We start from the raw sequence: 26,959 nt of genomic DNA, 5'->3' as shown, positions 1-26,959 counted from the left end.
CCCGGCTGCTCGCCGACACGCGGTACGTCCATCCCTTTCCCGTCGACAACCATGCGCACCCCTCAGTCGTCCCCATTAATGACGCGCTGGTTTCCGCGCGGCCGTACCCCCCACCGACACTGCGCACGGACGACGCGCGGGAAAGAGGCCGCATGCTCCGTATCCACTTCACCTCCGAGGACCTGCAGAGCATCCGGGTGGCCCGCCAGCCCCACGCTCTCTGGGAACTCGTGTGCGGTGTCTGCCGGTTGGACGCGCGGCAAGGGGCGCTGGAGTTCGGGCACTGGCGCCGGTCGGTGCGCGAGGGGCTGGCGAAGGATCCGCGGGCCAGGCGGGCTCTGTTGCCCTTACAGACGCTGATTCCTCCGGTGGGGTACATCCCCGACTTCCTCACGCCGTCGGTCACGGGCGGCGGGCTGGCCGTCGGCCTCGACCAGGTGCGGTCCACCTCCCGCACCCGGCTGACCCATGAGCTGTCCCGGCTCGCCGAGTCGCGTCCGCTGCCGTCCTGGGTGTCGACCCTCGACAGACCGGGACCGGGCGCCAAGGCCCTGGGGACGTTGGCGCGGGCCCTGGAGCTGTCCTGCGAGACGCTGCTGGAACCGTACTGGCCCCGCATCCAGACGGCCGTCGGCGACGACGTCGAGCTGCGGACGCGCGCGCTCCTCGACGGCGGCACCTCCGCGCTGCTCAACGCGCTGCGCCCGCACGCCCGTTGGCACGCTCCGGTCCTCGAGGTGGACTATCCGGTCGACCGCGAGCTGCACCTCGACGGGCGCGGCCTGCTGCTCATCCCGTCGTACTTCTGCTGGCGCAGGCCGACCGCCCTCGCGGACCCCACGCTCGGGCCGGTGCTCGTCTACCCGGTCGCCAAACAGCCCCTGGAGATCGTCCGGGCGAGCAGGGACGGGCTGGAGCGGCTGCTGGGCCGTACCCGGACGGTCGTCCTGGCGGATCTGGCCAGCCACGGAGCGCGGACGACGTCCGAAGTGGCCACGGCGGCCAACATCGCGCTGCCCAGCGCCAGTTACCAGCTCGGCGTGCTGCGCGACGGAGGCCTGGTCGCCAGCCACCGCCAGGGCCAGTTCGTACGGCACTCCGCAACTCCGCTGGGCCTGCGCCTGCTTGACGAGCGGTGACCGGGCAAACCTTCCCGGTGTCGATTAGAGGGGTTTCTAATTCATTGCCGCCATGTGCCCCTCGCCGCCATCGTTTGTGACGGTCGCCGTGGGGGTCACGGCGACGCCGGGCCGGGACGGCCGGGCGCGGTGGCCACCGGACACAGGGGGACGGTGGGCACCGCGTCCGCGGTGTCGGGGACTCAGCCCGTGGTGGTGCGGTGGGTGAGGGGTGCGCGCAGGTTCAGGTGCTCGCGCAGGGTCGTGCCGGTGTACTCGGTGCGGTAGACACCGCGTTCCTGGAGTGCGGGGACGAGGTGGTCGACGATGTCGTCGAGGCCGTCGGGGATCAGGTACGGCGTGACGTTGAAGCCGTCGACGGCGCCGTGCCGGACGAAGTGGGCGAACTTGTCGGCCAGGCCCTCCGGGGTGCCGACGTGGCCGCGCTGGGGGCCGAGCGCGATGACGGTCTCGCGCAGGGACCAGCGGTTGGCGTCGGCCTTCTCCCGCCATTCGGCGACGACTTGGCGGGGATCGGCGATCCGCCGCGCTCCGAAGGAACCGTCGTTCTCGGCGACGACCGGGTCCTCCTTGGGCAACGGCCCGTCGGCGTCGCGGCCGGAGAGATCGATGCCCCAGAGGAGTCCGGCGATGCCCAACGCGGTTGCCGGGGTGACCTGTTGGAGGCGGATCCAGCGCTTCTTCTCCAGGGCCTCCTCCTCCGTGGCGCCGATGATGATCTCGGTACCGGGGAGGATGCGCAGGTCGTCGTCGGGTCGGCCGACGGCCCTCAGACGGCGCCGCAGATCGTCGGCGAAGGCGAGCGCGTCGTCGAAGTCGTTGCCGTGCGCGGAGAAGATGACGTCGGCGTTGCGGGCCGCGAAGTCCCGGCCCTCGCCGGAGTCCCCGGCCTGGAAGATCACCGGGTGTCCCTGGGCGCTGCGCGGCAGGGTGGGTGCGAGGTCGACGTCGAACTGCGGTCCCTGGTGGCGGACTTGGCGTACGGCATCGGGTGCCGCCCAGGCCGGGGCGTCGGCCGAGCCGGACACGGCCGCGTCCGCCCAGCTGTCCCAGATCGCGCGGGCGACGGTGAGGAACTCCTCGGCGCGACGGTAGCGGTCGGCGTGGTCGAGGTAGCCGCCGCGACGGAAGTTGGCGCCGGTCCAGGCGTTGTCGGTCGTCACCACGTTCCAGCCGGCCCGCCCCTCGGAGAGCAGGTCGAGGCCGGAGAGACGGCGGGCGAGGTCGGCGGCTTCGTTGAAGGTGGTGTTGGACGTGCTGACGAGACCGATCCGGTCCGTCACCGCTGCCAGCGCGGCGAGTTGGGTGATGGCGTCGGGCCGCCCGGCGACGTCGAGGTCGTGGATCTGGCCGTCGACCTCGCGCAGCCGCAGCCCCTCCCCCAGGAAGAACGCGTCGAACAGGCCCCGCTCGGCGGTCTGCGCGACGCGTCGGAAGTTGGCGGGGTCGATCTGGGAACCGCTGGCCGGGTCCGACCAGACGGTCCAGTGGTTGACGCCCTGGAAGAAGACACCGAAGTGGAGTTGGGCGTCGGGGCGGGGGACGTCGAGGGGGTCGGTGCGGGTCATCGGACGTCCTCCTGCGCGGCTGCCGCGACGGCGTAGCGGTTGGCGGGCCGGTCGAGACCCAGGTGGGTGCGCAGGGACGCACCGGCCAACGGGCGTACGGCGTCCCGTCGTTCGAAGAGATGGGGCAGGACGAGCCGGGACACTTCCGGGAGATCCTCGTCCAACACCAGCGGGTGCAGGCGCACTCCGTCCACCACGCCCCTCAACTCCCCCAGCAGCGCGGCGAGTCCGGCGGCGGAGCCGATGTGGCGCAGGCGTCCCCGGTCGCTCCACGTCCCGTGCTGCTCAAGGTCCTCGACGCGTTCCTCGGCCGTGGCGTGGGCGGTGTCGAGGGCGACTTCGACCTCGGCGAAGGTGCGCGGTGTTCCGGCGGCGGACGCGCTCGCGGTGACGGCGGCGAGGTCGCGGCCCTCGACGAAGGCCACGTCGAGTTGGTCGGCGGGGACGCGCTCCGGGCTGCCGAGCACGACGAGTTGGCCCTGTGGTGGACGCGGCACGATCGCCGGGCCCTTCACCGTGTAGGTGTCGCCGGTGAAGTCGACGTAGTGCAGCCGGTCGCGGTCGAGGTAGCGGCTGGTGGCGACGGAGCGGATGACCGCGTCGTCCTCCCAGGAGTCCCACAGTTCGCGGACGACCTCGACCCCGTCACGCGACTCGCGGGCGCGGGCCGCGGTCCCGTCGACGAGCGGGCGCCCCCAGACGGAGGCCGCCTCGGGCCGCGCCTCCTCGCTCACCACCCACCCGGCGCGTCCGACCGAGATGTGGTCCAGGGACGCCAACTGGCTTGATACGTGGAAGGGTTCGGCGTAGGTGAGCGGCACGACCGGCGCGATGCCGACGACACTCGTCGACGCGGCGATGAACGCGGCCCGCTCCACCGCGCCGATCCGGCCGACCACGTCGGGGCCGCTACCGGGCGGGAGCGCGCCGTCGTCCAGGGTGAGCAGGGTGAACCCGGCGTTCTCCGCGGCGGCGGCGACACGGGCCACCCGGCGCGGGCTCAGCAGCTGGTCGGGAGAGTGGGCGGCGCGGCGCCAGGCCGCGGGATGGGCGCCGTCGCCGTCGCCGTCGATTTCGAGGGCGAGCCGCAGGGCGGGGCCGGACATGGGAGTTCCTTCCGAGAACACGTCGAGACGGCCGGCCCGAGGGGGCCGACAGGGGTCAGGGGCGTGCGGAAGGACAGACGGCGGAGGCGGTACGGCAGTAGTCGACATGCCGCCGGATGATCAGCCACGCGCCCGGGACGGCACCGTGGGGTACGGCGTCGCGTACGCGCATCGGGGCCTCCACCCGTCCGGGAACGATCGCCTCAACCTTGGGCGTCGGCCCGGGAAGATGTCAAGAACATTAGATGTACGCGCATGCAGCAGCGCCGAGACGGAAAAGCGTTGGCAGCGACGACAACCGTGCTGCTACCTTGCCGTTGGCCGTGACACCGCATGAGGAGGTGAGACCCATGAACGCAGTATCCAGGTGGGTGCTCCCCCTCTTCTCCACGGTTGGGCCAGCGGCATAGGTGTCGCCGGGAGCGCCTCACACGAAGGCGATCCCGAAAGGCAACACCATGGAACTCCCCCAGCATTCACCGCACTTCACCGCTGAGACATCGTCGAACGGTGTCCTTGTCCGCGACTTCGCCGTCGGCGAGGTCACCGGCGCGCTCTGGTCGCCCGCAGCCGCCGCCTCCGTACGCGCTCCCCTGGTCCTGATGGGCCACGGCGGCGGCAACCACAGCAAGGCACCGGCCATGGCGGGCCGTGCGGAGCGCCTCGTGAACGGCGGCGGCTTCCACGTCGCCACCATCGACGCCCCCGGCCACGGCGACCGACCGCGCACACCGCACGACGAACGCGAAATCGCCCTGATGCAAAGGAAGATGGCGGCGGGCGAACCGGTCGGCGAGATCGTCGTCCGCTACAACGCCCACCTCGCCGAGCGCGCCGTACCGGAGTGGCTGGCGACCCTGGACGCCCTCCAGGAACTCCCGGAGATCGGCACCGAAGGACCCGTCGGCTACTACGGCCTCAACATGGGCACCGCGATCGGAGTACCGCTGACGGCCGCCGAACCCCGCATCACCGCCGCGGTGTTGGGCCTCTTCTGGTACGACGAGTCCCTCGCCGAGTCGGCGCGGCGGATCACGGTCCCGATCGAGTTCGCGCTCCAGTGGGACGACGAGCACATCCCGCGCCCGTCGGGTCTCGCGCTGTTCGACGCCTTCGCCTCGAAGGAGAAGTCGTTGCACGTCAACTCGGGCTCACACAAGGAACTGCCGAGGTTCGAGGCGGACAGCGCGGTCCGCTTCTTCGCCCGGCACCTGACCGTCAACGGCCTGACGGTGTAACGCCTCAAGGCTGCCGAGGCCCGGCGCCTTCTCCGAAGTCCATGCCCGTCATGAGTTCGGAGAAGGCGCCGGCCGCGGCAGCGGACGTGAAGAGCCGGTCGAGCTGGGCGCGGGCCAAACTGCGGTGAAAAGAACCGGAGTTGGTGGCGTCACCGGCGTCATGGAGCATGCGGGTCATCCAGTGCGAGAACTCCTGGTCGCTCCAGACGCGGCGCAGACACCGCTCCGAGTAGGTGCGCAGGGCGGTGTCGTCCTGGTCGTGGACGGCGTCCCGTACGGCGCGGGCGAAGAGATCGGCGTCGTAGAGAGCGAGGTTCATCCCCTTGCCGCCCATCGGCGAGACGATGTGGGCCGCGTCGCCGACGAGGAAGAGGCGGCCGTACTGCATCGGGTCGTGGACCAGGCTGCGGAGCCGGAAGATCTCGCGGTCGGTGATCGGGCCGGAGACGAGGGCCGGGTCGCCGAGCCGGGTGCGCAGCGCGTCCCAGACGCGGGCGTCGGACCAATCGTCGGGACGGTCGTCCGGCGGGCACTGGAGGTAGTAGCGGCTGGCGTACGGGCCGCGCGGGAAGTGCGCGGCGAAGCCCTGCGGGCTGACGGCCAGGAGCGGGTGGGCGGGCGGCGGCGCGTCGGCCATGACCGTCAGCCATCCGATCCCGTGATCGAAGGCGTACGGCGTGAGGGCTCCGTCGGGAACCGCGCCGCGGCTGACGCCGTGGTCGCCGTCGCAGCCCGCGACGTAGGAGCAGGCGATCGTACGGAGGCCGCCGTCCGCGGTGCGGTAACGGACGGCGGGGTGGTCGCCGGCGAGGTCGTGCAGGGAGACGTCGGCGGCCTCGAAGCGCAGGTCGCCGCCGTCCTCCAGGTACGCGGCGGTGAGCTTCTGGACCAGCATCTGCTGGGGGCAGAGGCGGGCCGTAGGGCCTTCGGAGCCGTCGTAGTCGTTGACGAGATGCGTCTCGCCGTCGACGCGGAGCTCCAGGATGCCGTCGTGCGGGGCGCCGCCCAGGACGCGGTCGGCCAGGCCCCAGGAGTCGAACATGCGCACGGCGCGGGTCTCGACGATGCCGGCCCGCTGACGCTGTGCCACGTACTCGCGGGTCCGGCGTTCCAGGACCACGCAGTCGATCCCGCCGCGTCGCAACAGGTTCGCGACGGTGAGCCCGGCCGGGCCCGCGCCGATCACCACCACGGTCGTGGATTCCGGCGGCTCGCTCAACTCCCGCACTCTGTCGGTCACTTGACCACCTCCGGAATCACCCTACCGACGCGACCCGCCGCAGGGTCACTTCACCTCGATCGTCACCTTCCAGGTCTCGACGAGCAGGGGGCAGAGGCTGCCGGGGTCGGGGACGCAGCGGCGTTGCGCGGTGACGGTGGCGGCGCCGGCGGATGCCGCGTGGAAGACGGCGGTGGCGTCTCCGGACGGGTAGGTGGCGTCGGAAGCATGCCCGAGCACCGCGGAGTTGCCGGACTCCGGAGCGGTCCAGGTGTAGGTGAACCCGCGCTCGCGGGTGTGGGTGAGCCGGATCTCGACATCACCGCCCGAACTCGCGGGCACCGTCCGGCCGTTGTCCGTGTTGGTGAGGACGACGCGTCCGGCCAGGTGTGCGTGCGGCGTCCGCCCCTGGGCGGTGGCCGATGCCGCGACGGCCACGAGGACCAGTCCCGCGGCTCCAAAAGCCGTGGACCACTTCGTTGCTCCCATGATTTCCTCTCCTCGCACCCGCCGGGTGGGCGGTCTCCGGAAGCGGCGAGCGTGCCGCCCAGCGGCACAACGTGGTGGAGGAGGGCGGGTCACAGACAACCACCCGTTCGTGCGGACCTGTGCCCAGACAATGCGTGTGTTATGAATCTTCACGCGTGACCGATATGACAAGACCACAGACAACCGTTCGACCGGCCCCACGGGTGAGGACCGGTCGGGGTCGCCGATGCCGGGGTCCGCTCCCCGGGCTGCGGTGATCTTCCTTCCCAGGAGGACCTCCCGCATGTTTCGACGTATAGGCACCGGGGTCGTCAGACATCCCGTCTGGACCATCGTGGCCTGGCTGATCGCCGCGGTGGCGATCGTCGCCACCGCGCCCGGCCTGCCCTCCAACAGTGACGAGAGCAGTTTCCTGCCCAAGAGTTACGAGTCCATCAAAGCTGCGGATCTGCAGGTGAAGGCGTTCCCCAGCGCCTTCACGCCGTCCGCGATCGCGCTGTACCAGCGCACCGACGGCGGCAAATTGACCGCCGCCGACAAGAAGGATGTCTCCCGGATCACGACCGAGCTGGGCAAGAAGCACATCGACCAGGTGCAGAAGGTGGTCCCCGGCCCGCCGTCCAAGGACGGCAGGTACACCATGACCCTGGTTCAGATGGACAGCAAGAAGGCCGGTCAGCCGGTGCAGGCGGACGCCGCGAAGGTGTTGCGCGACGACGTCAAGCAGCTGGCCAAGGGCACGGACCTCGACGTGAAGCTGGGCGGTTCCGCCGCGCAGGCCCTCGACCAGCAGGACTCCTCGAAGCGCGGCGAGGCGCTGATCGGCATCGGGACCTTCCTCATCATCCTGGTGACCTTGCTGATCATCTTCCGGGCGCCGATCCTCGCGTTCCTTCCCCTGGTCCTGATCGGTGTGGTGGCGTCCATCGCCAACGGCCTGATCGCCTACGCCACCAAGCTGTTCGGTCTCCAGGCCAACAGTTCCGTCTCGTCGATCCTGATCGTCGTGCTGTTCGGCGTGGGCACGGACTACTTCCTGTTCCTGATGTTCCGGTACAGGGAACGGCTGCGGGCGGGTGACGAACCGAAGCAGGCCATGGTCAACGCGGTCGCGCGGGTCGGCGAGGCCATCGCCTCGGCCGCCGGCGCGGTCATCATCGCGTTCCTCGCGCTGGTGCTGTCCACGCTGGGCTTCCTCAAGCAGATGGGTCCGGCGCTGGCCATCTCGGTCACCGTGACGCTCATCGCGGGCCTGACGCTGATCCCGGCCGTGGTGTCGCTGATCGGGCCGAAGGTCTTCTGGCCCTCCAAGTCCTGGCAACAGGAGCCGCAGAACGCCCGGTTCGCCGCCCTCGGCCGCGGTGTGCAGCGCCGCCCCGCGCTGACGGCCGCGCTCTCCGGGCTCGTCCTCGTCGCGCTGTCGCTGGGCACCCTCGGCTACAAGGCCACCTTCGACCTCGCCTCGGGCTCCATGCCCAAGACCAAGGAGTCGATGGTCGTTCAGGACGAGATGCAGAAGGCGTACTCGGCGGGCGCCGCGGCCCCCACCGACGTCTACCTCTCCAGCACCGACGGCAAGCCGCTCGACAAGTCCGCCTTCACGGCCTACGCCGAGAAGCTCGGGGCCGTCGACGGTGTCGCGAACGCCCGTATGAGCCAGGTCAACAAGGACGGCACCACGGCGGACTTCACCGTCACGCTGAAGTACGAGGCTTCCACGGAGAAGGCGATCGACGCCGTGGGCCGGGTGCGGGACGTCGCGCACTCCTCGGCGCCCGACGGCACCGAGGCGCTGGTAGGCGGCATGTCCTCGATCTACAAGGACATCAACGCGGCGGTCAACCACGACTACCGGACCGTGTTCCCCGTCGCCGCCCTGCTGATCATGCTGATCCTGGGACTGCTGCTGCGCAGTGTGGTCGCGCCGTGGTACCTCATCGCCTCGGTGGGTCTCGGCTTCGGCGCCACCCTCGGCGCGACCGTCTGGATCTTCCAGGACGCTCAGGGACACCCGGGGCTGATGTTCATGCTCCCGGTGATCATGTATCTCTTCGTGGTCGCCATCGGCACGGACTACAACATCCTCATGATCGCCCGGCTCCGCGAGGAGGCCCGCGAGGGCCGCGATCCACGCGAGGCGGCGAGCATGGCGCTACGGCACGCGGGACCGACCGTGGCCGCGGCCGGTTTCATCCTCGCGGCGACCTTCGCCACGATGATGCTGGCCGGCAACGCCCTGCTCACGGAGATGGGTTTCGCGGTCTCCTTCGGCATCGCCGTCGCCGCCTTCGTCATGGCGATGTTCTTCACGCCGAGCCTCACCGCCCTGATCGGCCACGCCGCCTGGTGGCCGGGCCACGCCGACCGCGCCCAGGAAACCCCGGGCGGCACCGGTTCCGACACCTCCGGGCCGGCCTCCGGCACAGGGGACCAGGACTCGGTCAGCCACGGTCCGGCGGGCCGTCGCAACTAGCAACTAGCAACTAGCAACTAGCAATAATGCGGGGCCTGTTCGCCGATCACTACGATCGGCGGGCAGGCCCCGCACCCATATCGGTCAGCCGTCAGCGTGCCCGCGCAAGCAATCGATCAGCGTATTCAGGGACGCTTCGAGGGCGAAGCGGTCGGGGTCGATCCGGCCGGGCAGTTCACCGCGTGCCCGCATCGCGCGCAGCCCGTCCCGCAGCGCCCCCTCCCAACGGCTGAACCCGGCCAGCAGATCGGCCCGCGCCTCCGGGGTGGACCGGGACAGTTCGCTGCTCAACCTGCCCATCGGACAGCCCCTGACCGACGAAGAGCTGGACGCCAACCGCCGTGACGCCACTGCCGACTTGCTGGCCCACCCGCTCAACGGCCGGTTCTACAGGGCACGTTCGGCGGACCTGCCGAAGATCACCGTTCCGCTGCTGTCGGCCGCCAACTGGGCGCACGGGTTGCACAGTCGGGGCGGCTTCGAGGGCTGGGCGCAGGCGTCGTCGGTGCAGAAGTGGCTGGAGGTGCACGGCCTCGGGCACGTCACCGAGTTCTACACCGCGCACGGACTGGAGCTGCAACGCCGGTTCTTCGGGCACTTCCTCAAGGGCGAGGACACCGGCTGGGACCGGCAGCCGCCCGTCCAGCTCAACGTCCGCCACGTGGACGGCGGTTTCGAGCAACGCGCCGAGCGGGAATGGCCGTTGGCGCGCACCGAATGGACGAGGTCCTATCTGGACCCCGGTGACGGTTCGCTGACCACCGAGCTCTTCGCCGAGCCGACGGAGATCACCGGCCCGGCCGCGGCACGGCTCGTCGTCGCGTCCAGCACCACCGACGCCGACCTCTTCCTCACTGTGCGCGTCCTCGACCCGGCCGGTGTCGTCGCGCACGGCTGGCTGCGCGCCTCGCACCGGGCCCTGGACGCCGAGCGGAGTCGCCGTACCACCCCTGGCACCCGCACGACCGCCTCGACCCGCTGACCCCGGGGGTGGCCGTCCCGCTGGACATCGAGATCTGGCCGACCTCGGTGGTCGTCCCGGCGGGGTATCGCCTCGCGGGGACCGTCCAGGGCCGTGACTTCGAGTTCGCCGGGGAGGGCCCCTGGCCCAGGTCGTTCGGCGTGGAGATGAAAGGGCACGCGGTCTTCCTGCACGACGATCCCGACGACCGGCCGACCGATCTCTTCGGTGGCGTGACGACCCTGGTCTCCGGCGGCGACGAACCCTCCTATCTGCTCCTGCCGGTGGTCCCGCAGAGCCCGGAACGCATCGAGGGCGTGCGTCGCGGCCCGGTGCCCGAACGCGCCTGAACTGCTGGACGGGGCAAGGCACATCGCGCGGGCCGGATTCGTCTCGGACCGTACGCCGGATCTGTTGCGGACCCTGCACCGGACCTGTTTCGGACCCTACGGACGGGGCACAAGCGTGCGCAGTCCAGTGCTTCGGCAAGCAGGCACGCTTTCTTCCCGTGCGAGGAGTGTCATCGTGCCCTTTCCCTCTTGTCGCGACCGCGTGTCGACGAGTCCGGGTTCCGCCGAGAACGTGGAGGCCTGACGTGATCGTGCCGAACCCGGCAGTACTGCAACAGGCGGTCGACCGCTACCTGGCCCTCGCGGCCGACGGGGACATGGCCGTCGCCGTCCCCCTCCAGAACGCCGCTTACACCCTGTGCGTGCTGACCGGCACCCGCACGGTGGAGGAGGCCATGGCGGCCGTACGCCTGCTGGACTCCCCCGGTGCCTCACACGGGCGGCGGACGTTCACCGCCTCCTCGGGCGGAAGCGCGCCCGGGGAACGGGAGTTGGTGTCATGACGGAGGGCTCGGGCGGTGTTCCGCTGCGGGTCGGCACGACCGGGTTCGTGGTGCTGGCCGATGGTGAAGGAGCCATCGTCGCGGCGGAGTTGGTGTACCGGCCGGACGACTGTCTGGCGGTGCGCCTGGTGCTGCTCGGGCCCGACGGTATGGAGGTCACCTGGACCTTCGCCTGGGAACTGCTCGCGCTGGGGCTGATGTTCCCGGCGGGCGACGGGGACATCACCGTACGACCCGCGCCGGGGCCGCTCGCGGGCGTCGAGGTGATCCTCGTGTCACCGTCCGGAGCGCGCGTGTGGCTGCCCGCGGAGAAGGCCGCGGACTTTGTGCGGAAGGTACGGAAAAGAGTCGGTCGCGACGTCAGCGGTATAGCCCCTGCGCTCGACCTCGAACTGGCCGCGATCACGAGCGAGGCATAGGAGACGCCCCGCGTCGGCACGGCCTACGCGCTCGGGTCCCAGGCCAGGAGCAGGTCGAAGAGACGCGGGTCGCCGTCCACCTTCAGGGAGTTGACCGGGATCCGGGCGTACAGGGCCAGGACCAGCTCACCGGCCGTGCCCTCGAGGGTGGCACCGGCCGCGTCCGACCCGGTCTCCGTGGCGGGCACGGGGAGTTCGGTGGCCCGGGCGCCGTCGGCGGAGAGCGCCAGGCGCCAGGAACGGCCCTCCGTGGCGTGGTACTCGACGGCGGCGGGCTCGTGCGGCCAGGGGTCCGTGCCGGCGCAGCAGGTGGACAGGAACTCGTCGATGCCGTCGAGTGCCGCCTCGTCCGGCAGCGGCCGCGGGGCACCGACGGTGATCTGGGCGTCGTAGGCGTGCACCATGAGCTCCTGGACCTGGTGCCGGCCCACGGCGCCGGAGGTCTGCGGAGACTGCGAATCGCCCCACCAGGTCCAGCAGCCGCGATCGGGGCCGAACTCCCGCAGCGAGCCCAGGAGTTGCTCCGTGGACTCGGCCGACCAGGCCAGCAGCGCGGCGCGCTCCTGCGGCGCCTCCGAGACCGTCACGTCGGGGCGGGCGTCGGCGGGCCCGGCGGCGACGATGGCGGCCCAGCTGCGCTGTACCCCGCCCAGGTGCTGCACGAGGTCGCGCAGCGTCCACTCCGGGCAGGTCGGCACCTGTGCGTCGAGGCTCGGCGCGGAGGCGACCGCGGCCCGGAACGCCTCCGACCGTTCGTCGATCAGCCGCAGCAGGACGGGGAACTCCAGGGTCTTGGTCACCCGGAGTGCCTATCACCGTGTCCTGACAACCCGCCAGCGGATTTCACGGCAGCCCCGACACCCAGCACGCTCTCTCCCCCCAACGGTCAGCTTTCGAGGGCCTGTTGGACCGTCGGGTGGCAGCCGATGAATCCGTCGATGCCGACGAGCTGGATGATGCGCAGCACAGGTGGGGCGGCCCCGGCGAGCCGCAGCCAGCCGCCCGCTTCCGCGAGAATCGTCTGCACGGCGATGAGAATGTTGATGCCGCTGGAGTCCATGAAGGAGACGTCGCGCAGGTCGATGACAACGCGCGGTGCGGCGCCCTCCGGCAGCTTCAGCGCCTCCCTCAGTGAGCCGCCCGTCTCCTGGTCGATCTCTCCGGCAACAGCCACGACCAAGGTGCCGTCGACGACGTCGGTCCTGACCGACAACCGCCCCGGCTGCCCCGCGTGTTCGGTGTCCACCATCTGTCCTCATACACAAGTCGGTGAGCGCTACGGATCAGGAATTTCATCCGAAGTGCTGCCCCGCATCGTACGGTTGATGCTTGTGTCCGGTGGAGCTCTCCGCTGGACCCGGCGGAGATCGACGGAGTGCGCGTTGCTTCACGGGGTATGCGCCGGGCACGCGGAAGGCGGTGAAACGATCCGGATGGAACCAGATTCATCGGAGGACGACGACGCAGCGCCGCAGGCCCGGGCCCTGCGGTCGACCGTGGCGCTGGACGGGGACGGCTCCTGCATCGCCGAGGCCCGTCGGCTGGCCGCCACGTTCCTCACCCGGGCCCAGACCGAATACGGGTTGCCGGTGTCGGCCCGTGCCATGGATCTCACACAGCTGGTCGTCAGCGAGTTGGTCACCAACGCCCGTAAGTACGCGCCCGGACCGGTGCTGATGGATCTACGGATCGTCGGTGCCTTGGTCGAGGTGGAGGTGTGGGACTCCGACCCGGTGCTCCCGGTCGCCCGTGCCGCCGACGCCCAACGGGTGGGGCAGCACGGGCTGGAGATCGTACGGGCCGTGGCGTGGGGCTTCGAAGCACAGCGCGAACCCGTCGGCAAGCGGATCACCGCCCGCATCCCTTTGACGGACGCCCCGGACACCCCGGACGGCGCGGCGGGTGGGACGCACATGCCGTAAGTACCCTTTCGCACCGCCCAGTTGAGGCGGCTACGGCGTCGGCGGCACGCGGTAGACGGAGACGTGGTCGCGCGACTCGGCGGTGAACTCGGCGCCGGACCAGTCCCCATGCCTGCTCTCCAGCTCGAACCCGGCCAGCTGGGCCATGAGATCGAGCTCGGCAGGCCAGATGTAACGGTGAGGGCTGCGGTACAGCCGCGCCTGCTCGGTCCCGTCGATCCGGAAGTGGTGCGACACGGCGTGCTGCCGCAGGACGTCGTAGGTGTCCAGGCCGATGTAGTCGGAGTCGGTCCGCCAGACAGTGGCCTGCCGCCCCGGCGGAAGCGTGCGCAACTCCGGAACCCAGAGCTCGATCACGAACCGTCCGCCAGGCGTGAGATGCCGGGCGGCGTTGCGGAAGCACTCGACCTGCTCGGCCTGGGTGAGCAGGTTCGAGATCGTGTTGTAGACGAGATAGACGAGGCTGTACGTCCCGGGCGCGACGGTGGTCGCCATGTCCCCGATGACGACGGGGATCGTCGCTTCGTCGGCCTTGGTGCGCAGTCGCGCCACCATCGGCTCCGACAACTCGATCCCGGTGACCGGCACGCCACGCTCGGCGAGCGGCACGGCGACCCGCCCGGTCCCGATGGCGAACTCCAGCGCGGCCCCGTCGCCGGCGAGATGCGCAAGGCGGTCCACGGTCGGCCCCAGCGTGCCGGGCGCGAACATGCCGGTACCGGGCGTGTCATAGCGCTGGGCGGCGTCAGCGTCCCAAAGCGTCTCCTGTCCCATTCCGACAACGCTGGCTGCCGACCGAAGCGTTGTCCAACGAATTCCCCACCGCGAGGCCAACTCCGGCGCCTGGGTGGCACCCCGGGTGCCCGTCCGCAACTACCTTGCCTGCCCGGCGAGTTGAGGGGCACCCCCGTCAGCAACCGCTGCAATACCCCCTTGCATACTGACGCCCATGCAGACAACGGAGCACACACTCAAACGCGCGTGGCAGACCACAGCGGCGGGCTCCGACCTGCTCGACGACGCCATGTTCCCGCCCACCGGCACCTCGCGGGACCAGTACATGCAGCGGGTGAGCCGCGTCGGTGACCTCTTCCTCGTGGTGGACGAGGACGGCACCGTGCGCGGTCACCGCGGCTCCGGCCGGGAGGACTTCGCCACCCGGGACCACGACCAGGTGCTGTACTTCGTCGCGGAGCAGGCGGTCCATGATCTCGCCGAACACATCGTGGCCCACTCCCCCGGCCGCGGGCCCGCCGTCAATCTGGTCAGCGGGCAGGCCGAGTTGCTGGACCGGATCAACCCCGCGTGGGGAAGCAGATACCGCGACGGCGGGATGAGCGACCTGGACGGTACGCGGACGGACCGGCCGTGTGGACGTGACCCGCTGGAGCGCTTCGCCTGGGTCGCCCGTGAATGGCGCGACCAGGACCCCTACACCGTCCTCGCCTTCTTCCGCGGCGAGAACGTCAGCGCCGAGCAGATCGCCCTGCTCCACGGAGCCGACCCGGATCAAGTCGCCACCGGGACCCGCCTGTTGGACCTGCGCGACAGGGACGACTTCGGCCGCGAACACTGGGAGACCGCCTGGGAGACCTTCTGCTTCGGGGAGGCGGGCGGTTGGGCATTTCTGCTGTACAACGAGACACCGGACGGCGTTGAGGCCGACAGCGCGGCTCTGGCCCGACTCGGAGTCACGGAGACCGTGGAGCTGACCGCCACCTCCGCGAAGGCCATCTACACCTTCGACTACGTACGCGACGGCCGCCGTGTCGACGACGACCGGGGCGTGCTGGAGTTGATCTGGTACAAGCGGGGCCGAGCCCCCTACTACCGGGGCGGCCAACTCGACTTCTTCAACAGGGCGTTGCGCCGAGCCGAACTGGACCACCCCGAGCTGTTCCACGACTTCGAGCTGTACTTCCACGCGTTGGAGGTCTCACTGGGCCTGCAACTCCCCCGGCAGGACATCAAGGAGGGAACGGTCCGGGCCGCGCAGTGGGCACGCGACGACGCGGACCGGCGTTGACGCTCAGGCTGTCACCTTCTCCACGTGGTGCACGAACTCGCTGATGCGGTCGGCGAGTTCGGGCCACAGTTCCTGCGGAAGGCTGTGGCCCATTCCCTCCAGGATCACCAGGTCGGCGCCGGGGACGGCGGCGGCCGTGGCGCGACCGCCGCTGACGTCGCACACGATGTCGTCGGCGCCGTGCACCACCAGCGTGGGCACCCGCAGTGCCCGCAGCCGTTCGGTGCGGTCTCCCGTGGCCACCACCGCGAGGCCCTGACGCTGGATGCCGAGGGCGTCGTAGCCCCGGTCGAAGACGCGTCCGGCCCGCTCGGCCGCGGCGGTCGCGTCGAAAAGGAAGCCGGGGGACGCGGCGAGCCGCAGGGCGCGCACCTGCCACTCGACGAAGGCATCCCGGTCCTGCGGCGGTGCTCCCAGTCCGGCGAAGACGGAGAAGTCGGCCTCGCCGACGCCGGGCTCGCCGGTCGTGGACATCATCGAGGTGAGCGAGCGGGTCCTCTCCGGGTACTCGATCGCGATCATCTGGGCGATCATTCCGCCCATCGAGGAGCCGACGAGGTGCGCCCCGGTGAGGCCGAGAGTGTCGAGCAGGCCCACGGTGTCGGCCGCCAGGTCGGAGAGCGTGTAGGACGCCGTGGAGAGGTCACCGGCCAGGGCCGCCGGGAAGTCCGGTACGGGTGCGCCGGGGAAATGGGTCGAGCGGCCGGCGTCCCGGGTGTCGAAGCGGATCACGTGCAGACCCCGGTCGGTCAGTGCCTGGCAGAATTCCTCCGGCCAATTGATCATCTGGGCACCCGCTCCCATGATCAGCAGGACCGGCGGTGCCTCGGGATCACCGAAACGTTCGTAGGCGATCTCGATTCCGGACGGGCCGACGTTCCGTGCTGTCAGTTCTGGCATGGCCGAAACGGTAGCCATAGCACGGGCGCGAGAGATCGAACCACGGTCTGACGTTTTTCGCCCCGCCCCCGGGTTACGGTGGAAGCGGCCGGGAATTCGCTCGACACGCGGAAGTGCCCGGCCTCCCCTAGAGTGTTGTGGTCGACGTGCTCATTCCGGTCGCCTCTCGCCGCTGACCCTTCGCCGTCGTCGAATCTCCGTATGACGTACTCAAACAGTTCGATCATTTCGGGAGGAACACACCATGCCTTTCGCCACCAGTTCGGACGGCACGCAGATCTTCTACAAGGACTGGGGATCGGGTCAGCCGGTCGTCTTCTCCCACGGCTGGCCGCTGACCGCCGACGCGTGGGATCCCCAGCTGAAGGTGATGGCCGACAACGGCTTCCGGGCCGTGGCCCACGACCGGCGTGGAGGCGGGCGTTCCGGTCAGCCCTGGGACGGCAACAACCTCGACACGTACGCCGACGATCTCGCGTCGGTCATCGAAGCCCTGGATCTCCGTGACGTGATCCTGGTCGGGCACTCGACCGGCGGCGGCGAGGTCACCCGCTACCTCGGCCGGCACGGTTCCGGCCGGGTCGCCAAGGCCGTCCTGCTCGGCGCGATCCCGCCGCTCATGCTCAAGACGGACGCGAACCCGGAAGGGCTGCCGATCGACGTCTTCGACGACATCCGCAAGGGCGTCGAGACGGACCGCTCGCAGTTCTACAAAGATCTCAGTGCCGCGTTCTACGGCGCCAACCGGGACGACTCCACCGTCACCCAGGGAACCCGCGACGAGTTCTGGCTCTGGAGCATGACCGTGGGAATCAAGGGCGCTTATGACTGCGTCAAGGCATTCTCCGAGACCGATCTCACCGAAGATCTCAAGAAGATCGACGTTCCGACATTGATCGTGCACGGCGACGACGACCAGATCGTTCCCATCGTGGCCTCCGGCGACAAATCGTCGAAGCTCGTCAAGGACGCGATCTACAAGGTCTACCCGGGCGCCCCGCACGGCCTGGCGATGGTGCCGAAATTCGCGGAGCGGTTCAACGCCGATCTCCTGGAATTCGCCCGGAGTTGATCGCACGGTCCTGGTGCCGAGTCCACCCGGCGGAGTTTGAGTCCGTGCCCGGCGGGGACCCGAACGGTTGGCTCAAGGGACCGCACATTTCACACAGAGAGAGAAGTTGAAGCGCCGTGACCGCGCGCACCGCGAAGAAGGAAGACCTGCAACTGCCGCCCGAGACCGGTTGGGCGAAGGCCCGTCGCCACAGCGGGAAGGCCGTACGCACCTGTATCCCGCCCGTCGACGACAGCAGCGTGACACCGCCTCCGCAGACACTCACCGAGGGCAACATCGTCAGAGGAGACGACTGACGAGTCGCGGGGACAGGCCGGACAACGGGCCGGAGGCCGAGGCTTCCGGCCCGCGGCATGTCGTGGGGGCGACTTCCGGGGTACCCGTAGGCCCGTACCGGACGGACATCCCCCACCGGAAGGACCCCGCCCATGGCCACCAAGGTCTCCGACCACCTCCTCGAGCGCTTGCGCGAGTGGGACGTCACCCACGTCTTCGCCTACCCGGGCGACGGCATCAACGGCCTCCTCGCCGCCTGGGGCCGCGCGGAGGACAACCCTCGCTTCATCCAGGCCCGGCACGAGGAGATGTCCGCGCTGGAGGCCGTCGGCTACGCCAAGTTCTCCGGCAAGGTCGGTGTCTGCGTGGCCACTTCGGGCCCCGGCGCCATCCATCTCCTCAACGGCCTCTACGACGCGAAGCTCGACCACGTCCCCGTCGTCGCGATCGTCGGGCAGACCAACCGCAGCGCCATGGGCGGCAGTTACCAGCAGGAGGTCGATCTGCTGAGCCTCTACAAGGACGTGGCCTCCGACTTCTGCGAGATGGTCACCGTCCCGGAGCAACTGCCCAACGTCATCGACCGAGCCATGCGCACCGCGATGGCGCGCCGCTCGGTGACCGCGGTGATCATCCCGCTGGACGTACAGGAACTCGACTACACGCCGCCCGAGCACGCCTTCAAGATGGTGCCGTCCAGTCTGGGCATGCCGCACTCCACGGTGGTGCCGGACGACGACGATCTGCGGCGGGCCGCCGACGTGCTCAACTCCGGTGGAAAGACTGCCATCTTGATCGGGCAGGGTGCGCGGGGTGCCCGTGCGGAGGTGAAGGCGGTCGCCGACCGGCTCGGTGCCGGGGTCGCCAAAGCCCTGCTGGGCAAGGACGCGTTGGACGACGACCTGCCCTATGTCACCGGCTCCATCGGGCTGTTGGGCACGAAACCGTCGTACGAGATGATGCGCGAGTGCGACTCGCTGCTGGTGATCGGGTCGTCGTTCCCCTACGCGCAGTTCCTGCCGAAGTTCGGGAAGGCGCGGGGCGTGCAGATCGACATCGATCCGCACATGGTGGGGCTGCGCTATCCCTTCGAGGTGAATCTCGTCGGTGACGCCGGGGCGACGCTGCGCCGGCTGCTGCCGTTGCTGGAGCAGATGGACGACCCGTCGTGGCGGATCAAGATCGAGGCCAATGTTGCCAGTTGGTGGGAGGTCATGGAGCGGCGGGCCGCTGTCGAGGCCGATCCGGTCAACCCGGAGTTCGTCGTGCACGCGCTCAATGGTCTGCTGCCGGACGATGTGATCCTGTCCGCCGACTCGGGTTCGGCCGCCAACTGGTATGCCCGGCACCTGAAGTTGAGCGGTGCGATGCGCGGCTCGCTGTCGGGGACGCTCGCCACGATGGGTGCGGGGGTGCCGTATGCCATCGGTGCGAAGTTCGCGCACGGTGACCGGCCGGCCATCGCGCTCGTCGGGGACGGGGCGATGCAGATGAACGGCATGGCCGAGCTGGTCACCGTCGCCAAGTACTGGCAGGAATGGGCGGATCCGCGGCTGATCGTCGCCGTGCTGAACAACCGCGATCTGAATCAAGTGACGTGGGAGATGCGGGCCATGGAAGGCGCTCCGCAGTTCCTGCCCTCGCAGTCGATCCCGGACGTCGCCTACGCCGACTTCGCCCGCTCCCTGGGTCTGACCGGTATCCGGGTGGAGAAGCCGGACGAGGTGACCGGCGCCTGGGAGAGCGCGCTCGCGGCCGACCGGCCGTGCGTGCTGGACTTCGTGACCGACCCCGCCGTACCGCCGATCCCGCCGCACTCCACCCTGGAGCAGATCGAGGCCGCCGCGTCCTCCGTCCTCAAGGGCGACAGCGATGGCACCGCCATGGTCAGGCAGGGGTTCAAGGCGAAGATCCAGGATCTGCTGCCCGGCGGACGGCACTCGGGCCATTCGTGACGTATCGCTCAGCGACGGGATGTCTGACCTCGCCGGACAGGGGCACCCGTGAGCAGGTAAGGAACCGCACGCTCCACCCGATGACCAGAGGTGAACCATGACCAAGGAGATCAAGGACCTGACCCCGAAGTACACCGTTCCCGGGATCCAGCGCGAGGCCGCGGGCCGGCTGATCGGCGTGCTGCGGCTGCGGCTCCACTCGCTGAACGATCTCCACCTGACGCTGAAGCACGTGCACTGGAACGTCGTCGGGCCGCACTTCATCGCCGTGCACGAGATGATCGACCCGCAGGTCGACCAGGTACGCGAGATGGCCGACGACGTGGCCGAGCGCATCGCCGCGCTGGGCGGCATCGCGCCGGGCACGCCGGGCGCGATTGTGGCCGAGCGCACCTGGGACGACTACTCGATCGGGCGGGCCGACGCCATCGCGCATCTCGGCGCGCTCGACCTCGTCTACACGGGGCTGATCGAGGACGTCCGGGCCGCGGTCAAGGAGGCGGGCGACATCGACCCCGCCACCGAGGACCTGCTGATCGGACAGCTGCGCGACCTGGAGCAGTTCCAGTGGTTCGTGCGGGCGCACCTGGAGAGCGCGGGCGGCTCGCTCGCCACCGGTGACGCGCACTCCGAGTCGGAGGCGGCCGCGAAGGGCGCCGAACTCGGCTGACCGGCCTCCCAACCTGCACCGAACCTCCCCCGCTCGACCACACGTCGGCGTCGACACCCGTGAAACTTGCCGTTTGACAACTATGGCCATGAGGCAAGAAAGTAGCGGGTGTTGTCGCAGCAGGGGGAAGGATCTGGGATGTCCCGGTCGGCGGAGGCCACTCCGTGCACCGGCCACGAACAGCGGACAGCCGCCCACCGGGCGGCTGTCGGGCGGCTCGGTCAGGCGGTACGGCTGCCGGAGGAGTCGTCGTGGTCGTGTATCTGCGCCGCGGCCACCGCACAGAACGCCTCGAGGCCGGTGAGGAGCGCGCTGCGCCCGGCGGCCGGCATCTGCTCCAGCACCGCCCCGAGCGCCTCCTCGCGCCGGGCCCGCAGGTCCGACAAGAAGGAACGCCCCAGGCTGCTGAGGTACAGACGCACCTCGCGCCGGTCCGTGGGGCTCACCTCGCGGTCGACGAAACCGGCGGCCTGCAGTCGGTCGCACAGCCGGCTGGTCGACGGAGGCGTCGAGGCGAGGTGGTCGGCGAGGGTGCGCAGATTGATGCCCTCGTGGTGTTCCAGGATGAACAGGACCCTCAGCTGCGAGGCGGACGCCGGCGCCGTCGAGGCGCGCCCCCACAGGACTTCCAGCAGTTCCGCGGCCGTAGAGGTGACGCGCGCGACCTCGTCGGGTTCGGGGCGGGGGTGGAAGGACGTCACGGTCACACTCTCGCAGGCACAGGGACGGGCCCCAGCCTACTAGGCGCGCGCAACGGACACGGATGGACGAGACGACACACGGCGCCGGGGCCGTACGGCCCACCGCAGAGCGGGCGACGCGTGCCTCGGGTGAGAGATTGGCATACCTACGATCGTGAACAGATTCCTGGCTGTCGAGCGCGCCCTGCGCACGGCGGCCCCCCATGAGCTGCCCGACGTCGTCGGCCGCGAACTGGGCAGGCTGTACGGGGCTGACTCCGTGGACCTGCTCATGGCCGACTACGGCCTGACCGTGCTCCAGCCGGTGACCGACCTGCCGCACACCCTGCCGCCGGTCTCCGTGCACAACACCCCGGCGGGCCGGGCCTTCGGTGCCCAAGAGCCTTTTGTGGAGGGCAACTTGGGCGACGGCAGTGTGCGTGTGCACCTGCCGATCAGCGTGCGCGGTGACCGTCTCGGCGTGCTCTCGGTGACGCTGCCCGGCGGCGAGCACGTACGCGAGTGCCTGCCCGAACTGACCGAGCTGGCCGAGGTGTTGGGGCACGAGGTGCTGGTCGCCGAGCGCGACACGGACCTGTATCTGCGGGCCCGGCGCAAGGACCGGCTCACGCTGGCGGCGGAGATGCAGTGGCAGCTGCTGCCCGGCCGCTCGTGCTCGCGCTCCGAGTTCGACCTGGGCGCGCAGCTGGAGCCCGCGTACGCGATCCACGGGGACAACTTCGACTGGTCCGCCACCGCCGACCACCTCACGCTCTACGCCTCGAACGGCATGGGCGAGGGCATAGAGGCATCCCTCCTGACGAACCTGACGGTCAACGCCCTGCGCAACGCGCGCCGGGCGGGCATCCCCCTCGCCGACCAGGCGGCCCTCGCGGACCAGGCCGTGTACGCGCACTACCAGGGCCGTAGCCACATGTCGGTGTTGATGTTCGACTTCGACCTCACCACCGGGCGGGCCCGGGTGGTGGACGCCGGATCGCCGCAGACAATGCGGCTGCGGGACGGAGTGGTGGAGCGGATCGAGTTCGACGCGCAGCTGCCACTGGGCATGTTCGAGGAGACCGACTACGTCGAGCAGGACTTCCTGATCGAGCCCGGGGACCGGCTCCTCTTCGTCAGCGACGGGGTGTACGCCGTCGCCTCGCCGAAGGGTGAGGCCTACGGCGACGCGGCGCTGGCGCGGGCGATCCAGCACACGAGGCTGCTGCCCGCCGCCGAGGTGCCGCGGGCCGTGCTGCGCGAGCTGACCGGCCACCGCGGGACGCCGACTCCCGACGACGACGCCTTGGTGGTGTGCCTGGACTGGCGGGGGCGATGAGGTGCGCCCTGTCGTAACCCGCACCCACCGGCGTGACGCTAGTGTGAAGACACTGAGCCGGAAGGGTGAACGCCGTGAGCACCTCTGAGTCGCTCCCGTCCGTGGAGAGCGAGTTGCGGTCGGCCCCGCCCAACGCTCTGGTGGAGACGGCCCGGCGCCTGCTGGGTGACCGCGCCGGAGCCCGGGACGTCGCCCTCCTCCTCGCCGACTACGGCCTGCGCGTGCTGCGCCCGGTCGCCCCGCTGCCGGACACCGCCGAACCCCTCTCCGCATACGACGGTCCGGCGGGACAGGCGTTCACCATGCAGACGCCCGTCGTCGAACCGGCCGAGGACGCGACGGCCACCGTGTATGTGCCCGTCACCGTGCGCGGCGACCGGCTCGGCGTCCTCTCCGCCCGCGTGCCCGCCGCCGGTGCCGACCCCGCCGGGGTGCGCGGGCTCGCCGAGTTCGCGACCGCGCTGGGCCATGAGATCGCCACGGCGGAGCGCGACACCGACCTGTACCTCCTGGCCCGCCGTACGCGACGGCTCACGCTGGCCGCCGAGATGCAGTGGCAGCTCCTGCCGGGGCGCGGCTGCGGTCGCCCGGAGTTCGTGATCGGCGCCCATCTGGAGCCCGCGTACACCGTCGGCGGCGACAACTTCGACTGGAGCACCGACGGCAGCCGGCTCACCGTGACGGTCACCGACGGCATGGGCCGCGGCATCGACGCCTCGCTGCTGACCAGCGTGACGGTGGGCGCCCTGCGCAACGCCCGCCGGGCCGGCGTGAGCCTCTCCGACCAGGCCCGGCTTGCCGACCAGGCCGTGTACGCCCAGTTCGGCGGCAAGGTGTACGCCTCGACCCTGCTGCTCCGCTTCGACCTCGCGACGGGCACCGTCCAGGCCGTCGACGCGGGCTCGCCCCGGCTCTACCGCCGCCGCGGCGACACGGTGAAGCAGATCGAACTGGAGGCACAGCTCCCGCTCGGCATGTTCGAGGAGACGGCCTACGAGGAGCAGATCTTCACCGTACGGCCCGGTGACCGGCTCGTGGCGGTGAGCACCGGCGTCCACGGGGCCCGTTCCCCGGAGGGCGCCCTGTTCGGCGAGGACGCGCTGCGCCGGGCCCTCGACGCGGCGCCGACGCAGGCCCCGCAGGAGGTCGCGCGCTCGGTGGTGGCGAGCCTGGTCGAGCACTTCGGCAGCACCGACCTGACCGCCGACGCGGCCGTGGTCTGCCTGGACTGGAACGGGCGCGGCACCGACGCGTCGTGAGGCGTGCGCTCACCCGTCCTCATCGGGCGGCGGATCCCTGAGCGTCGCGACGAACGCCCTCAGCCCCTGCTCCAGGGCCGCGCGGTCGTCCGGTTCCATCCCCCGTACGACCTCGGTCAGCGCCCGGGACCGGAGCTCGGCCACCTCGGCGAGCACATCCCAGCCGTGCGTGGTCAGGCGCAGCTGTATTTCCCTGCGGTTGTGCGGTGCGGCCTCCCTGAGCAGCAGCCCGGCCGCCTCCAGCCGGTCGCACAGCCTGCTCACCGTGGGCAGCCCGGCTTCGAGCCGTTCCGCCAGCATGGTCAGGTTCGCGCCCGGGGTGGCCTCCAGGGCGTGCAGGGCGCGCAGTTGATGCGGGGAGAGCCGGACGGACGCCTCGGCCGCCGCCGTGGTCCACAGGTCGGCCAGGCCGTCCACGGCATCGGCGATCCGGCCCGCGACGGCGCCCGTGCCATCCGCCTGCGCCGGTTTCCGGTCCGCCTCCCCGTGCGGTGCCACGCGTCCGACACCTCAGAGAAGTCGGCAGTGTGGTGATTCGCCGCTCATGGGGTTGGCCTACCCGAGATTCCTACCCCCAAGCAGCCCCGTCTCCGGGACCTTGGCCGCCCGCTCAGTCGCGGTCGGGGTACAGCACCGCCGAGATCCGCTGGTGCAGGTCGTGCTGGGGTCGGCCGGGTGCCGTGGGCGCGGCCTCGCGCACGGACTGGGCCAGCGTGCGGAGTTTGACGTTGGCGTACTGGGAGTGGCGGCGCAGGACGCGCATCGCGACGTCCGCGTCGATGCCGTAGAGGCCCATGAGCACACCGCGCGCGAGGTCGATGTCCTCCTGCGAGACGCGGGCCCGCTCGATGTCGGAGTCGGCGGTGCGCCGTGCCTCCTGCCGTACGGACTTCGTCACGTCGACGGCGAACCCGCGCAGCACGACCACCTCGCCGTCGTCTCCGGTACGGCCGTCGCCGACCAGCACGACGCTGCGTTCCTCGTCCGGTGTACCGACCACGCGGAGGTAGCAGCTGAAGGGGAGCCCGGTGGTCCTGCCGTGTTCAAGGGCGCTGTCGAGGCCGGTGTGGTCCTCGGTGTGGACGTGGCCGCGCAGCAGCTTGGCGGTGGGCGTGACGGCGTCGGGTTCGTAGCCGAGCAGGCGGAACATCTCGTCCGACCACCACCAGGTGTCCTCCGGCAGCCTGTGCAGGAACACCCCGGTGATCTCGTCGGCTCGGTCGTCCTCCGACACCATGACCCTCACCAACTCGACGCCCGGTCCATCACCTCGTACGAAAACCCTAGCGCCTCAGCCGAAGCGGTGGGGCAGCCGGACGACCTGCACGAAGAAGTCGTCGATCTGCCGGACCGCGGCGATGAACTGGTCGAGGTCGACCGGCTTGGTGACATAGGCGTTGGCGTGCAGTTTGTAGCTGCGCAGGATGTCCTCCTCGGCCGAGGAGGTCGTCAGGACGACGACGGGGATGTGCGCCAGCTCAGGGTCGGACTTGATCTTCTCCAGGACCTGGCGGCCGTCGTACTTGGGGAGGTTGAGGTCGAGGAGGATGAGGTCGGGCTGCGGGGCGTCGGTGTGGTCGCCGCGCTTGTAGAGGAAGTCGAGGGCCTCCTCGCCGTCCCGGACGACGTGGAGGGTGTTGCCGATCTTGTTGTCCTCGAAGGCTTCGCGGGTCATCAGTTCGTCGCCCGGATCGTCCTCCACGAGGAGGACGTCGATTGGGGTCGCGCCGGGGAGGGTCATGTAAGGGCCTTCTCGTCCGTGGTGGTGTCGGCGGTGGCGTCGTCAGTGCTGCCGCCGGCTTCGGTGGTCTCTTCGCCGGTGGGGAGCGTGAAGCAGAAGCTGGTGCCCTCGCCGACGCGGGATTCGATCCAGATACGGCCGCCGTGGTGCTCGACGATCTTCTTGCACAGGGCGAGTCCGATGCCCGTGCCGCCGTAGGCGTCGCGGCTGTGCAGCCGCTGGAAGATGACGAAGACCTTGTCGGTGAACTCCTCGGGGATGCCGATGCCGTTGTCGGTGACGCGCACGCGCCACATGCCGGGGCTGTCGGGGTCGGGGTCGCAGGTGACGGACACGTGCGGGGCACGGTCCGGGTGGCGGAACTTGAGGGCGTTGCCCACCAGGTTCTGCCAGAGCATGGTCAGCAGCGTCGGGTCGCCGACGATCTCGGGCAGGGTCTCGGGCCGGTCGATGCGGGCCTCCGACTCCTCGACGGCCGCCGCGAGGTTCCGCAGCGCCTTGTCCAGCGCCGGGCCGAGGCCGACCTTCTCCCGGGTGTCGTCGAGGCGTCCGACGCGGGAGAAGGTGAGCAGGTCGTTGATGAGGACCTGCATGCGTTTGGCGCCGTCGACGGCGAAGTCGATGTACTGCAGGCCGCGGTCGTCGAGCTTGTCGCCGTAGCGCTTCTCCAGGAGCTGGCAGAACGAGGCGACCTTGCGCAGCGGCTCCTGCAGGTCGTGCGAGGCGACGTAGGCGAACTGCTCCAACTCGGCGTTGGACCGGCGCAGTTCGACGGCCTGGGCGTCCAGCTCGGCGGCCTGTCGGCTGAGGATCTCCTCCTGGCCCCGGGAGGCGTCGAGTTCGGCGACGATCCGTCTGCGCATGCCCTCGACGGCTCCGGCCACCGCGGTGAGGTCGACCGGGCCGTCCCCGGTGATGCGGTGCCCGAAGTCGCCGCCCGCGACCTGTTCCGACGCCTTGCTCAGCGCTTCGAGGGGCCGGGTCACGAGCAGTCGTACGAGAACGGCGAGGGCGATGCCGGTCAGCAGGAAGGCGGCGACCATGGCGCTGAGGACGGAGTTGCGGACCGTCCGCTGGTGGGCGAGGTGGGCCCGGCCCTCCTTCACGGCTTGCGCGAGGTCTGCGTTCTGCTTGGCCCAGAGGGTGCGCAGGTGGTCGAACTCGCGCTTGCCGCTGTCCACGGTGGCCTGGTCGACGGCGCCCGGCCGGCCGGGGGTGACGGCGGCGGCGAGGGGCTCGGCGTAGTCCTGCCGCCAGGTGGCCGCCCCGCGCTCCACGGCCCGCAGATCGGCGAGCAGTTCGGGCCGGTCGTGGAGTTGTGCGCGCAGCCGCGCGGCCGAGCGGGCCTCGTCCTGCTTGCCGCCGGTGTAGGGGGTGAGGAACTGCTTGTCGGCGGCGATCGCGTAGCCGCGGATGCCGGTCTCCTGGTTGACCAGGGCGGCCTGCAGCCGGTACGCCTCGGTCTGGGAGGGCTGGACGCGCAGCAGCAGATCGTCGGTGACCCGGGCCGTCTGGCTCAGCAGGTTGGCGCCGACCGCGGTGCCGATCACCACCAGCAGCACCATGAGCGACAGCGCCAGGAAGAACCATCCCTGCACCGTCAGCCGACGCCCGATCCCTGTACCGCCTGCCATGTACCTCACCGTTCGTCTCG

Annotated in this window: 29 protein-coding genes; 15 read left to right on the top strand and 14 right to left on the bottom strand. The window is 70.2% G+C overall.

Annotated features, from left to right (window positions below; translation table 11 throughout):
- The first annotated feature begins 152 nt into the window (after positions 1-152).
- Positions 153-1,139 carry an ArsR/SmtB family transcription factor gene (locus OO69_RS14485; RefSeq protein ID WP_033281000.1) on the top strand — a complete coding sequence of 329 codons (987 nt, stop codon included), beginning with the start codon at positions 153-155 and terminating at the stop codon, positions 1,137-1,139.
- A 182-nt stretch (positions 1,140-1,321) separates the two neighbouring features.
- Here OO69_RS14485 and OO69_RS14480 read toward each other — a convergent pair whose 3' ends face one another.
- The gene (locus OO69_RS14480; protein WP_033280999.1) at positions 1,322-2,707 is read right to left on the bottom strand and encodes an NtaA/DmoA family FMN-dependent monooxygenase; all 1,386 of its coding nucleotides are present in this window, start codon (positions 2,705-2,707) and stop codon (positions 1,322-1,324) included.
- Complete coding sequence (locus OO69_RS14475; RefSeq protein ID WP_033280998.1) at positions 2,704-3,813, bottom strand: LLM class flavin-dependent oxidoreductase; 1,110 nt, start codon at positions 3,811-3,813, stop codon at positions 2,704-2,706. Before OO69_RS14475 ends, OO69_RS14480 begins: the two co-directional genes overlap by 4 nt.
- A gap of 458 nt (positions 3,814-4,271) precedes the next feature.
- Between OO69_RS14475 and OO69_RS14470 the strand changes: the two genes are divergently transcribed.
- Positions 4,272-5,051 carry an alpha/beta hydrolase gene (locus OO69_RS14470; protein ID WP_033280997.1) on the top strand — a complete coding sequence of 260 codons (780 nt, stop codon included), beginning with the start codon at positions 4,272-4,274 and terminating at the stop codon, positions 5,049-5,051.
- 4 nt (positions 5,052-5,055) lie between these two features.
- On the opposite strand, the gene OO69_RS14465 is transcribed toward OO69_RS14470, so the two are convergent.
- Together OO69_RS14465 and OO69_RS14460 are read right to left on the bottom strand one after the other, a co-directional pair.
- Positions 5,056-6,291: a 4-hydroxybenzoate 3-monooxygenase gene (locus tag OO69_RS14465; protein WP_051801010.1), complete on the bottom strand. Its 1,236-nt coding sequence runs from the start codon at positions 6,289-6,291 to the stop codon at positions 5,056-5,058.
- A 45-nt stretch (positions 6,292-6,336) separates the two neighbouring features.
- Positions 6,337-6,759: a hypothetical protein gene (locus OO69_RS14460; protein ID WP_158713390.1), complete on the bottom strand. Its 423-nt coding sequence runs from the start codon at positions 6,757-6,759 to the stop codon at positions 6,337-6,339.
- A gap of 283 nt (positions 6,760-7,042) precedes the next feature.
- On the opposite strand from OO69_RS14460, the gene OO69_RS14455 reads away from it, so the two are divergent.
- Entirely contained in the window at positions 7,043-9,232 is a 2,190-nt protein-coding gene (locus tag OO69_RS14455; protein WP_033280995.1) for an MMPL family transporter, read from the top strand.
- 84 nt (positions 9,233-9,316) lie between these two features.
- On the opposite strand, the gene OO69_RS52480 is transcribed toward OO69_RS14455, so the two are convergent.
- Positions 9,317-9,523 carry a hypothetical protein gene (locus OO69_RS52480; protein ID WP_199810946.1) on the bottom strand — a complete coding sequence of 69 codons (207 nt, stop codon included), beginning with the start codon at positions 9,521-9,523 and terminating at the stop codon, positions 9,317-9,319.
- On the opposite strand from OO69_RS52480, the gene OO69_RS52475 reads away from it, so the two are divergent.
- The 4 genes from OO69_RS52475 to OO69_RS14440 all read left to right on the top strand — a co-directional run bounded on the left by OO69_RS52475 (position 9,498) and on the right by OO69_RS14440 (position 11,465).
- Complete coding sequence (locus OO69_RS52475; RefSeq protein ID WP_051801009.1) at positions 9,498-10,214, top strand: CocE/NonD family hydrolase C-terminal non-catalytic domain-containing protein; 717 nt, start codon at positions 9,498-9,500, stop codon at positions 10,212-10,214. The two genes, OO69_RS52480 and OO69_RS52475, sit on opposite strands and share 26 nt — an antisense overlap.
- An 8-nt stretch (positions 10,215-10,222) precedes the next feature.
- A complete protein-coding gene (locus OO69_RS52470; protein WP_051801008.1) occupies positions 10,223-10,543 on the top strand; it encodes a CocE/NonD family hydrolase C-terminal non-catalytic domain-containing protein in 321 nt (106 codons plus the stop codon).
- 245 nt (positions 10,544-10,788) lie between these two features.
- Positions 10,789-11,046, top strand: coding sequence for a DUF5133 domain-containing protein (locus tag OO69_RS14445; protein ID WP_033280994.1), 258 nt, complete (start codon positions 10,789-10,791; stop codon positions 11,044-11,046).
- Positions 11,043-11,465, top strand: coding sequence for an SsgA family sporulation/cell division regulator (locus OO69_RS14440; RefSeq protein WP_051801007.1), 423 nt, complete (start codon positions 11,043-11,045; stop codon positions 11,463-11,465). Before OO69_RS14445 ends, OO69_RS14440 begins: the two co-directional genes overlap by 4 nt.
- Positions 11,466-11,488: 23 nt before the next feature.
- On the opposite strand, the gene OO69_RS14435 is transcribed toward OO69_RS14440, so the two are convergent.
- Positions 11,489-12,265: a maleylpyruvate isomerase family mycothiol-dependent enzyme gene (locus OO69_RS14435; protein WP_033280993.1), complete on the bottom strand. Its 777-nt coding sequence runs from the start codon at positions 12,263-12,265 to the stop codon at positions 11,489-11,491.
- Between the two features lie 86 nt (positions 12,266-12,351).
- Positions 12,352-12,714, bottom strand: coding sequence for an STAS domain-containing protein (locus OO69_RS14430; protein WP_033280992.1), 363 nt, complete (start codon positions 12,712-12,714; stop codon positions 12,352-12,354).
- Between the two features lie 184 nt (positions 12,715-12,898).
- Here OO69_RS14430 and OO69_RS14425 point away from each other — a divergent pair, with 184 nt between their 5' ends.
- Positions 12,899-13,387, top strand: a complete 489-nt coding sequence (locus OO69_RS14425) for an ATP-binding protein (RefSeq protein ID WP_033280991.1) — start codon at positions 12,899-12,901, stop codon at positions 13,385-13,387.
- Positions 13,388-13,417: 30 nt separating this feature from the next.
- Here the strand turns inward: OO69_RS14425 and OO69_RS14420 are convergent, their stop codons facing one another.
- Positions 13,418-14,161: a class I SAM-dependent methyltransferase gene (locus tag OO69_RS14420; RefSeq protein WP_033280990.1), complete on the bottom strand. Its 744-nt coding sequence runs from the start codon at positions 14,159-14,161 to the stop codon at positions 13,418-13,420.
- Between the two features lie 175 nt (positions 14,162-14,336).
- Here OO69_RS14420 and OO69_RS14415 point away from each other — a divergent pair, with 175 nt between their 5' ends.
- Entirely contained in the window at positions 14,337-15,413 is a 1,077-nt protein-coding gene (locus OO69_RS14415) for a hypothetical protein (RefSeq protein WP_033280989.1), read from the top strand.
- 3 nt (positions 15,414-15,416) lie between these two features.
- Here the strand turns inward: OO69_RS14415 and OO69_RS14410 are convergent, their stop codons facing one another.
- On the bottom strand, positions 15,417-16,313 hold the full coding sequence (locus OO69_RS14410; protein WP_033280988.1) for an alpha/beta fold hydrolase: 897 nt from the start codon (positions 16,311-16,313) through the stop codon (positions 15,417-15,419).
- A gap of 244 nt (positions 16,314-16,557) precedes the next feature.
- Here OO69_RS14410 and OO69_RS14405 point away from each other — a divergent pair, with 244 nt between their 5' ends.
- The 4 genes from OO69_RS14405 to OO69_RS14390 all read left to right on the top strand — a co-directional run bounded on the left by OO69_RS14405 (position 16,558) and on the right by OO69_RS14390 (position 20,286).
- A complete protein-coding gene (locus OO69_RS14405; protein WP_033280987.1) occupies positions 16,558-17,385 on the top strand; it encodes an alpha/beta fold hydrolase in 828 nt (275 codons plus the stop codon).
- 116 nt (positions 17,386-17,501) lie between these two features.
- A complete protein-coding gene (locus OO69_RS14400; RefSeq protein ID WP_033280986.1) occupies positions 17,502-17,681 on the top strand; it encodes a hypothetical protein in 180 nt (59 codons plus the stop codon).
- A 132-nt stretch (positions 17,682-17,813) separates the two neighbouring features.
- A complete protein-coding gene (locus OO69_RS14395) occupies positions 17,814-19,616 on the top strand; it encodes a thiamine pyrophosphate-requiring protein (protein WP_033280985.1) in 1,803 nt (600 codons plus the stop codon).
- Between the two features lie 97 nt (positions 19,617-19,713).
- Positions 19,714-20,286: a Dps family protein gene (locus OO69_RS14390; protein ID WP_033280984.1), complete on the top strand. Its 573-nt coding sequence runs from the start codon at positions 19,714-19,716 to the stop codon at positions 20,284-20,286.
- A 221-nt stretch (positions 20,287-20,507) separates the two neighbouring features.
- Here OO69_RS14390 and OO69_RS14385 read toward each other — a convergent pair whose 3' ends face one another.
- Positions 20,508-20,993: a MarR family transcriptional regulator gene (locus OO69_RS14385; protein ID WP_033280983.1), complete on the bottom strand. Its 486-nt coding sequence runs from the start codon at positions 20,991-20,993 to the stop codon at positions 20,508-20,510.
- A 148-nt stretch (positions 20,994-21,141) separates the two neighbouring features.
- Here OO69_RS14385 and OO69_RS14380 point away from each other — a divergent pair, with 148 nt between their 5' ends.
- Together OO69_RS14380 and OO69_RS14375 are read left to right on the top strand one after the other, a co-directional pair.
- Positions 21,142-22,305, top strand: a complete 1,164-nt coding sequence (locus tag OO69_RS14380) for a PP2C family protein-serine/threonine phosphatase (RefSeq protein ID WP_033280982.1) — start codon at positions 21,142-21,144, stop codon at positions 22,303-22,305.
- A 65-nt stretch (positions 22,306-22,370) separates the two neighbouring features.
- Entirely contained in the window at positions 22,371-23,564 is a 1,194-nt protein-coding gene (locus tag OO69_RS14375) for a PP2C family protein-serine/threonine phosphatase (RefSeq protein WP_033280981.1), read from the top strand.
- A 9-nt stretch (positions 23,565-23,573) separates the two neighbouring features.
- On the opposite strand, the gene OO69_RS14370 is transcribed toward OO69_RS14375, so the two are convergent.
- The 4 genes from OO69_RS14370 to OO69_RS14355 form a co-directional block, all read right to left on the bottom strand.
- Complete coding sequence (locus tag OO69_RS14370; RefSeq protein WP_051801006.1) at positions 23,574-24,062, bottom strand: MarR family winged helix-turn-helix transcriptional regulator; 489 nt, start codon at positions 24,060-24,062, stop codon at positions 23,574-23,576.
- Positions 24,063-24,174: 112 nt separating this feature from the next.
- A complete protein-coding gene (locus OO69_RS14365; protein WP_051801005.1) occupies positions 24,175-24,801 on the bottom strand; it encodes an ANTAR domain-containing protein in 627 nt (208 codons plus the stop codon).
- Positions 24,802-24,855: 54 nt separating this feature from the next.
- Positions 24,856-25,305 carry a response regulator gene (locus OO69_RS14360; RefSeq protein ID WP_033280980.1) on the bottom strand — a complete coding sequence of 150 codons (450 nt, stop codon included), beginning with the start codon at positions 25,303-25,305 and terminating at the stop codon, positions 24,856-24,858.
- Positions 25,302-26,939 (bottom strand): sensor histidine kinase, encoded by a 1,638-nt coding sequence (locus OO69_RS14355; RefSeq protein ID WP_051801004.1) that lies wholly within the window; start codon positions 26,937-26,939, stop codon positions 25,302-25,304. Before OO69_RS14355 ends, OO69_RS14360 begins: the two co-directional genes overlap by 4 nt.
- Between the last annotated feature and the right edge of the window lie 20 nt (positions 26,940-26,959).

The organism is Streptomyces sp. NRRL F-525 (assembly GCF_000716605.1).
Classification (GTDB): domain Bacteria; phylum Actinomycetota; class Actinomycetes; order Streptomycetales; family Streptomycetaceae; genus Streptomyces.
The sequence above is the reverse complement of the archived record's forward strand: the minus strand, read 5'-3'. Positions and strand labels throughout refer to the sequence as shown.